The 8,398-nt window shown below is 30.8% G+C and carries 7 protein-coding genes; 6 read left to right on the top strand and 1 reads right to left on the bottom strand.

Annotated elements, in window-relative coordinates; translation table 11 throughout:
• The 6 genes from SPD90_RS13050 to SPD90_RS13025 form a co-directional block, all read left to right on the top strand.
• A partial coding sequence (locus SPD90_RS13050; RefSeq protein ID WP_320925520.1) for an InlB B-repeat-containing protein occupies positions 1 to 1,512 on the top strand: 1,512 nt, incomplete at its 5' end.
• Between the two features lie 231 nt (positions 1,513 to 1,743).
• Positions 1,744 to 2,448, top strand: a complete 705-nt coding sequence (locus SPD90_RS13045; RefSeq protein ID WP_320925519.1) for an aspartate/glutamate racemase family protein — start codon at positions 1,744 to 1,746, stop codon at positions 2,446 to 2,448.
• A 164-nt stretch (positions 2,449 to 2,612) separates the two neighbouring features.
• Positions 2,613 to 3,506: an NUDIX hydrolase gene (locus tag SPD90_RS13040; protein WP_320925518.1), complete on the top strand. Its 894-nt coding sequence runs from the start codon at positions 2,613 to 2,615 to the stop codon at positions 3,504 to 3,506.
• Positions 3,507 to 3,624: 118 nt separating this feature from the next.
• A complete protein-coding gene (locus SPD90_RS13035; RefSeq protein ID WP_320925517.1) occupies positions 3,625 to 4,644 on the top strand; it encodes an SPFH domain-containing protein in 1,020 nt (339 codons plus the stop codon).
• A gap of 27 nt (positions 4,645 to 4,671) precedes the next feature.
• Positions 4,672 to 5,607 carry a sugar kinase gene (locus SPD90_RS13030; RefSeq protein ID WP_320925516.1) on the top strand — a complete coding sequence of 312 codons (936 nt, stop codon included), beginning with the start codon at positions 4,672 to 4,674 and terminating at the stop codon, positions 5,605 to 5,607.
• Between the two features lie 193 nt (positions 5,608 to 5,800).
• The gene (locus tag SPD90_RS13025; RefSeq protein ID WP_320925515.1) at positions 5,801 to 6,481 is read left to right on the top strand and encodes a GTP pyrophosphokinase; all 681 of its coding nucleotides are present in this window, start codon (positions 5,801 to 5,803) and stop codon (positions 6,479 to 6,481) included.
• A gap of 95 nt (positions 6,482 to 6,576) precedes the next feature.
• Here the strand turns inward: SPD90_RS13025 and thiC are convergent, their stop codons facing one another.
• Positions 6,577 to 7,881, bottom strand: a complete 1,305-nt coding sequence (gene thiC / locus SPD90_RS13020; RefSeq protein ID WP_320925514.1) for a phosphomethylpyrimidine synthase ThiC — start codon at positions 7,879 to 7,881, stop codon at positions 6,577 to 6,579.
• Between the last annotated feature and the right edge of the window lie 517 nt (positions 7,882 to 8,398).

Here is an 8,398-nt window from a genome sequence, read left to right as displayed (position 1 = left end):
TGGGCAATAGATCCATCAGGTTATATATATGAAGCAGTACCATCAAATAGACTTCGAGGAGTAACAGTAACCGCATATACAAAAGATGAAAATGGCAACACCGTCAAGTGGGATGCAGCAGATTATGATCAGGTAAATCCATTAACCACAGACAAAGAAGGTAAATATGCATGGGATGTTCCAGAAGGACAATGGCAAGTAAAATGTGAAAAAGATGGCTATGAAACTGTATATAGTGATTGGCTTCCAGTTCCACCACCACAAACAGATATAAATATAGGTATGGTTTCAAAAGAAGCACCTACTGTAGAGTACATAAATATCTATAAAGATTATGCAGAAGTTAAATTTAATAAGTATATGAAATCAGATACTGTTACAAATCAATCAGTATCAATATCAACAACAGCTTCAAATATAGAAATATCAGATATTGAAGCAGTAGATGAAGATGATACAACAGGAGTAAAACTTGCTACATTATACAGGGTGAAATTTAAAAATGAACTTAATGGAAACGACGTATATAAAATAACATTAAATAAATCAATAACAAGTTATGCAGATGTGCAAATGAAAAATGATTATATTTATTCAGCTAATTGTATTAACGCACTTAGAGATATAATAACTGAAGAAAATATAAGCTGTAATTATGGTAAGGAGGTAGTATTAAATTTACAATTAGACCCAGCTGAAAATGAATCTAAATACGAATTAGAATGTAAATCTTCATCATCTGATATAGCATCAGTAAAAAATATAGGATCTATAAATGAAGAAGGCAAAGCACAAATAACAGTGAATGCAAATCTTCCAGGAGATGTTGATTTAATAATATCAGTAAAAGGAGTTTCAGTTCAAAAAACAGTGCATCTTAATGTTGGTATGGAAGATCAAAGCAATAAAGTAAATGTAGTATTTAATCCAAATAACGGCGAAAATTCTATTGAAAAAGAAGCTTCAAAAGATTCAGCATTAGATTATACACCTCAAATACCAGTTAAAAACGGATATGTGTTTGTAGGATGGTTCAAAGATGTAGATGATATAACTACAGAATATAAATCAGGTAATACATATACAGAAGATGTTACATATACAGCAAAATATGCTCATGTAAATATGTTAGGTGCTCAAGTTAAAGCCGTAGTTGACAATAAGAGTGGTATAAGATTTGGTACTAGAATTTACGATGATGGAGACGAAATAGTAGAAAAAGGTACTTTGATACTACCAGCTAACTTATTAGCAGATGGAGAGGCTTTAACATTAGAAACTCCAAAGGCTGCTAGATCTGTAGGTAAGGTAAATTACGAAGTAAATGAAGAAAAGAATTACGTAATTTACTTAGGAACTATAATAAATATACCAAATTCTCAGTTCGACACAAATATGACAGCATCATCTTATGTAATTTACAAGGATAAATCAGGCAATGAATATACAGTTTATTCACCATATAAAAATGGTTCAACAACTATAAATAAATTATTAGGTGTGTCTAAATAAAAAACTTAATATAAATTAAATAAAAACTCTAAATTCTAATAAAGGAAATTGTTTAATTCTTATAAGAATTTGGAGTTTTTTCATTTATTGTAAACTTGAACCGCTTTGAAGTTTACATTTTTTTGAAATAAATTAGATAATGTATTCATATTTGGTTAACATAATTTAATATAATATAATTATTATGAATTAATTTATGTCCAAAAAACTAAGAATAAGGGGGTTGCCAGTATGAAAAAAATAGGTATTATAGGCGGTATGGGACCAAAAGCGACATGTGATTTGATGCAAAAGATTATAATGTCTACAGATGCACAAAATGATCAAGATCATATACATGTATTTGTAGATTGTAATACAAATATACCTGATAGAACTAAAGCTATATTTGGGCAAGGTGAAAGTCCAGTTCCAGAGCTAATTAAAAGTGGAAAACGTCTACAATCTATGGGAGCGGATTTGCTTGTGATGTCTTGTAATACAGCTCATTATTTTTACGATGAATTGGTCGAATGTCTAGATATTCCTCTTTTGAATATGCCCGATGAAACCACTATTTATTTGAAAGATATGGGAGTTAAAAAGGTAGGAGTACTTGCAACTGACGGTACTATTGAAAGTGGTGTTTATCAAAAAGCGTTGAAAAAACAAGGTATAAACACAGTTTATCCTTCTAGTGAAAATCAAAAATTTATTATAGAATTGATATACGATTATATAAAATCTGGACGAGATGATTACGAGGATTCTAGATTAAGGGATATTTTAGATGAATTAAAAGAAAAAGGTGCTGAAAAAATAATTTTGGGATGCACTGAGCTTCCAATAGCCTTTGAGAGATTGGGTGTGAATGAAGATTTAGTAGACCCAACGCTTATACTAGCTTATTCTGCAGTCTATTTTGCTGGAGCAAAGCTTAATGTAAAGGTAGGATAAATTTAAAAATATCTAGTTGTATTTAAATAAAAATCTACAACTAGATGTTTTTTTTAATTTAATAAAAAATTTAAAAAAAGCAGTTGACTTTTATTAAAAAAGAGACTATTATTTAATTAATAAAACTTAGTAACAAAAAGAAACTAAGAAAAGAAGGTGATAGATTGAATCAGGATTTAAATACATTAACAGAGGAGCAGTTTTTAAGTCAATACAATTTAAACGACTACGAAAGACCTTCTGTTACAGTCGATACACTTGTTTTCACAGTAACAAATAAAGTAAATGAAGACATCAGAAAGCTAGACGAAAAGGAGCTTAAAATTTTACTTATAAAGAGAAATGCACATCCTTTTCTAGGTAGCTGGGCATTTCCTGGAGGATTTGTTCAAATTGATGAATCACTAGATGATGCAGTTGATAGAATGATAAGAGAGGAAGCTAATATGTCAAATATATACTTTGAGCAGTTATATACATATGGAGACATAGGACGCGACCCTAGAACTAGAGTTTTATCAGTAGCACATATGGCGCTTATACCAAATGAAAATTTAAAGCCTAAGGTAGGAAGAGATGCCGACGACATCAGATGGTTTAGTATAAAAAGAGAAAATATCGACTGCGATAAGGAAAATGAATCTAAGTGGTTACTTAAGCTTACAAGTGAGGATGAAGAGATAAATATATCCTATGAAGTCACAGAAAAATGCATAAGAAGAGGTGTGACAGAGCTAAAGGAAGTAGTAGTAAATCCACAGGCTTTGACTCAAGAAAAACTGGCATTTGACCATTACAGAATTTTAGTAGATGCGTTAAATAGACTAAAAAATAAAATAGAGTACACGCCGATAGCATTTAATTTAGTGGGAGAGTATTTTACAAGGGCTGAAATTCAATCGATATATGAGTTGATACTAGATAGAAAATTCACCAGAATGGAGCTCTGGAGAAAGATAAAGGACATGGTCGTAGAAACAGATTTAATTTCAAAGGAAAAAGGTCATCGTCCATCTAAGTACTATAAATTCAATCCAGATTGGAGTCCAAAATTCTAAAAAGTTAAAAATAGGTGATAAATAAAAGTTTTTAAATTTATCACCTAAATAATAAATATTTTTTTAAAATTACTTAGTAACAAAATATGACTAAGAAATAATAAAGGAGGAAGAAAAAATGTTAAACTTTAAATCTATCAAATTTTTACCAAGTGAGTATGTTTTTAAGTATAAAAAAGGAAAAATAGTGAAAGAAGGAAAGGGGCTATCTTTTATTTACTACGTACCAAATACTTCAGTTGTTGTGATTCCAACATCAAGTGCAGATGTGCCATTTATATTCCAAGAGATTACAAATGATTATCAAACAGTAAGTGTTCAAGGTCAAATAACTTATAAAATAGCAGATTATAAGAGAGTATCAGAAATTTTGGACTATACATACGATATGAAAAAGAAAAAATATGTAACTGAAGATCACAAGAAAATACCTCAAAGATTAGTAAATATAACTAAGGTATTAACTAAGAAAAGCATAGAAAATATGCCTTTAAAGGAAGCAATAAAATCTAGTGAAACCCTAGCTAATTTAATAAGAGAGACTCTAATTGACAGTAAAGAGGTTTTAAATCTTGGTATAGAAATAATTGGATTTTCTATTTTGGCAATAAGTCCAAATAAAGAGACAGCAAGGGCTCTAGAAGCAACAGCAAGAGAAGAAATTTTGAAAAAGGCAGACGAGGCGATTTACGAAAGAAGAAATTCATCTATTGAACAAGAGCGCATCGTCAAAGAAAACGAGCTTAACACAGAAATCGCAATAGAAGAAAAGAGAAAACAAATCCAAGAATCACAATTAGAATCAAAAAGACTAAAAATGGAAAAAGAAAATAAAATGAAGGACGAGGAGCTTGGATATCAAACTAAGCTTGAAGAAAAGAGAAAAGAATTTATCAAGCTTTCAGTAGAAAATGCAAGAGAAGAATCTGATTCAAAGGCTTATCAATTTGCTGCGATGATGAAGGTGTTCAACGAAATGGATCCAAATGTCATACAAGCTTTGGCTACTATAAATATGGAACCTGAAAAATTAATAGCAGGAGCATTTCAACAGCTTGCGAATAAGGCAGATAAAATAGGAGAACTTAATATTTCTCCAGATTTACTTCAAAGCTTGATGAAGGGCAGAAATATATAAAATTTAAGACTGAGGGGGCCAATTTACATGAGAAACGACAATAAAAAAATCGTTCTAGTAAAGAGAAAAACTAGACTTGAAAATTTAATCCACAAATACAACACAGAAGGGCAAGTAAAATTTATAATAGAGCATTCAGGGGGAGATTTTACAGATTATAAGGTAGAGGATAATAGATACAAGGAGACTTTGACTAAAATAACATCTGAATTACAAAAAATAGCGCGTGTACAAGTCTTAGATAGAGACTATATTTCAAACTATATTTTCGCAAAAGATGATATAGTAGTCGCAGTAGGACAAGATGGATTAGTAGCAAATACTTTGAAATACCTAGACAGTCAACCTCTAATAGGAGTAAATCCCGATCCGATGAGATTTGACGGTGTATTGCTTCCTTTCAAGCCAGATGATGTAGAGCTAATAGTAAAAGAAGTATTAAATAAAAATAGAAGCTTCAAAGAAATAACTCTAGCAAAGGCGACATTAAACGATGGTCAATCTCTTCTAGGAGTAAACGATATATTTATCGGTCAAAAAACTCATGTGTCAGCACAATATATTTTAAATCAAAACGACAAAAATGAACGTCAATCTTCAAGTGGCATAATTGTATCGACAGGATTAGGCTCTACAGGATGGTTTAAAAGTATTTTAGCAGGAGCATCAAAAATATCGACAGGATGCTCTGGTAAAGAAGTCGAGCTTAGACAAAAAGAAGAATTTAGATGGAATTCAGATTTTCTATACTACACAGTTCGTGAACCGTATCCAAGCAAATGGACATCAGATACTATGGTATTTGGAAAAATCGATAAAACGAACTCTTTGAAAATACAATCTTTAATGCCTGAAAATGGAGTGATATTTAGCGATGGAGTAGAAGAGGATTACATAGAATTTAACTCTGGAAATGAGGCAGTTATTTCGATTGCCGACCACAAAGGATTACTTATAGTATAATATTATAATAAATATAATTTATCATAAATTATAAGCAAGGTATATGAATTCATATACCTTGTTTTAATATATAGTATATAAAATTATGGTATAATAAAAGTAGAATATAAAAATAATTTTTTATGCTTTAATCAAGGAAGCTAATAAAGCTAATTATACATTAATTAATTTTATGATAGGGGTCAAATAAATTATGATAAAAGAAAAAATAGTAAGTCCAGTTGTAAAAACATTGATAAAAAGCAATATGATCGATAAATTAGAAGATAATATGATGCCTTTAAAAAAGCTAATGACATATTATAGATGTGCAATTATGGAGGTAGAAACAAAGTTTAAAGTACTAAATCAAGAATTTTCACTTGAATACGATAGAAATCCGATAGAAACAATTAAGACAAGATTAAAATCAACAGAAAGTATAATAAAAAAATTAGCTAAAAATGATTTACCGCTTACAGTTGAATCAATAGAAGCGAATTTAAATGATGTAGCTGGAGTCAGAGTTGTATGTTCTTTCATAGAGGATATATATCTATTGGCTGATTGTTTATTACAACAAGATGACATTAAATTAATTCAAGTAAAAGATTACATAAAAAATCCGAAGCCAAATGGTTATAGAAGCTTGCATTTAATTATAGAGGTTCCGATATTTTTGAAGGATGAAAAGAAAAATATGAGGGTAGAGGTTCAACTTAGAACTATAGCCATGGATTTTTGGGCAAGCTTAGATCACAAATTGAGCTATAAAAAAGATATTCCAAAAGAAGAGGCTGAATTATTGAGACAAGAGCTATTGGAATGCGCAGAAATTAGTGCAAACCTAGATGTTCGTATGGAGGAAATAAAAAACAGGATTGTAAATAAATAAATTAAAAGCCAAATAGGATTTAATTCCCGTTTGGCTTAATTTATTTGATTAAAAAATTTATTTCGTTATGTATATATTTTAATGTGAATAAAAATTTATTCCATTATATCTACATCTTCACCCTTTAAGATCTTGTTGATATTTCTAACTGCGCACATCTTACCGCACATAGTACAAGTATCTTCGTTTTCAGGTTTAGATTCTGCTCTATAGCGTCTTGCTTTTTCGCTGTCTATAGCTAAATCAAACATTTTTTCCCAGTCTAAATCACGTCTAGCTTGGCTCATTTGGTTATCCCAATCAGCAGCTCCTTTTACTCCCTTTGCAATATCGGCAGCATGTGCAGCTATTTTAGATGCTATTATACCTTCCTTTACATCTTCTAGGTTAGGTAGTCTAAGATGTTCTGCAGGAGTTACATAGCATAGGAAAGAAGCTCCATAAGTTGCAGCGATTGCTCCACCTATAGCAGATGTAATATGGTCGTATCCTGGTGCAACATCTGTAACAAGAGGTCCTAATACATAGAAAGGTGCTCCGTTGCATATAGTTTCTTGGATTTCCATATTGGCTTTTATTTGATTAAGTGGCATATGACCAGGACCTTCTATCATAACTTGAACGTCTTTTTCCCAAGCGCGATTAGTTAATTCGCCTAGAGTTACTAGCTCTTCTATTTGAGATATATCTCCAGCATCGTGGATACTTCCAGGTCTACAAGCATCTCCTAAGCTTATAGTTACGTCGTATTCTCTACAGATATCTAGGATTTCGTCGTAGTATTCAAAGAATGGGTTTTCGTTTCCTGTTAATTCCATCCATGCGAAAATTATAGATCCACCTCTAGATACTATATTTGTAAGACGTTTAGATTGTTTGAATCTTTCAGCTGTGTGTTTATTGACACCACAATGAATAGTCATGAAATCTACGCCATCTTCAGCGTGCATTCTGACTACATCTATCCATTCTCTTGCAGTTATAGTTCTAAGCGGTTTGTTGTAGTAAACAACAGCATCGTATATAGGAACTGTTCCTATTATAGCGGGACATTCAGCAGTTAATTTTCTTCTGAATTTTTGAGTGTCGCCGTATGAGCTTAAATCCATTATTGATTCAGCACCCATGTTTACAGCGCTCATAACCTTTTCCATTTCTAAGTCCATATCTAAACAGTCTCTAGAAGTACCAAGGTTTACATTTATTTTAGTTTTTAATTTTTTTCCTATACCATAAGGCTTTAAGCATTTGTGGTTTTTATTAGCAGGAATACAAACCTTACCTTGAGCTACTAATTCTACTAATTCATTTATGTCAAAGTTTTCGTATTCACTTACTTGTTTCATTTCGTCTGTTATTATGCCTTTTCTTGCGGCATCCATTTGAGTAGTGTAATTCATATTTTTTCTCCTTAAATTTAGATTTCAAAATATAATTACTTGCAAGTATTTTTAACTAGTTAAATTTTAATATTGAAATTTTATATACTTCGGAGGTTTTATAAAAATTAGCAAAGTTAAATCGTCAAGCTGAGAAATTTATATAAATAAGCTTAAGTCTAATTTATATAAATTACTATAGAAAATTTATACAATTAAAAAAATCGTACAAATAATGTACGATTAAGATTCAGATTAATGTATATAAATACAAAAATATAAACTCCCTCGCGGCATTATCCGGCAGGTTCGGAGGGTTTAGAAAAAAATTCAATCTCAGCAAAAGCTCCCCTGTATATATTTCAATTGTAATTTTATGGTAACATATAAAAATATTTTTTTCAATGAAAAGTTTTTGAATATATGAGTTTCAGTTTGGGAAACTTTTTTTACAAAAGTAGCTTTTGGCTCCATTGTTCAGATAAAAATTACAGCATATAATTTAAGTATAAAGAGAGGAGATATAGGAATGAATGAA

The organism is Intestinibacter sp., from assembly GCF_034113885.1.
Taxonomy (GTDB): domain Bacteria; phylum Bacillota; class Clostridia; order Peptostreptococcales; family Peptostreptococcaceae; genus Intestinibacter.
Note: the sequence above shows the minus strand (reverse complement) of the source record. Positions and strands in the feature narration are given on the sequence as shown.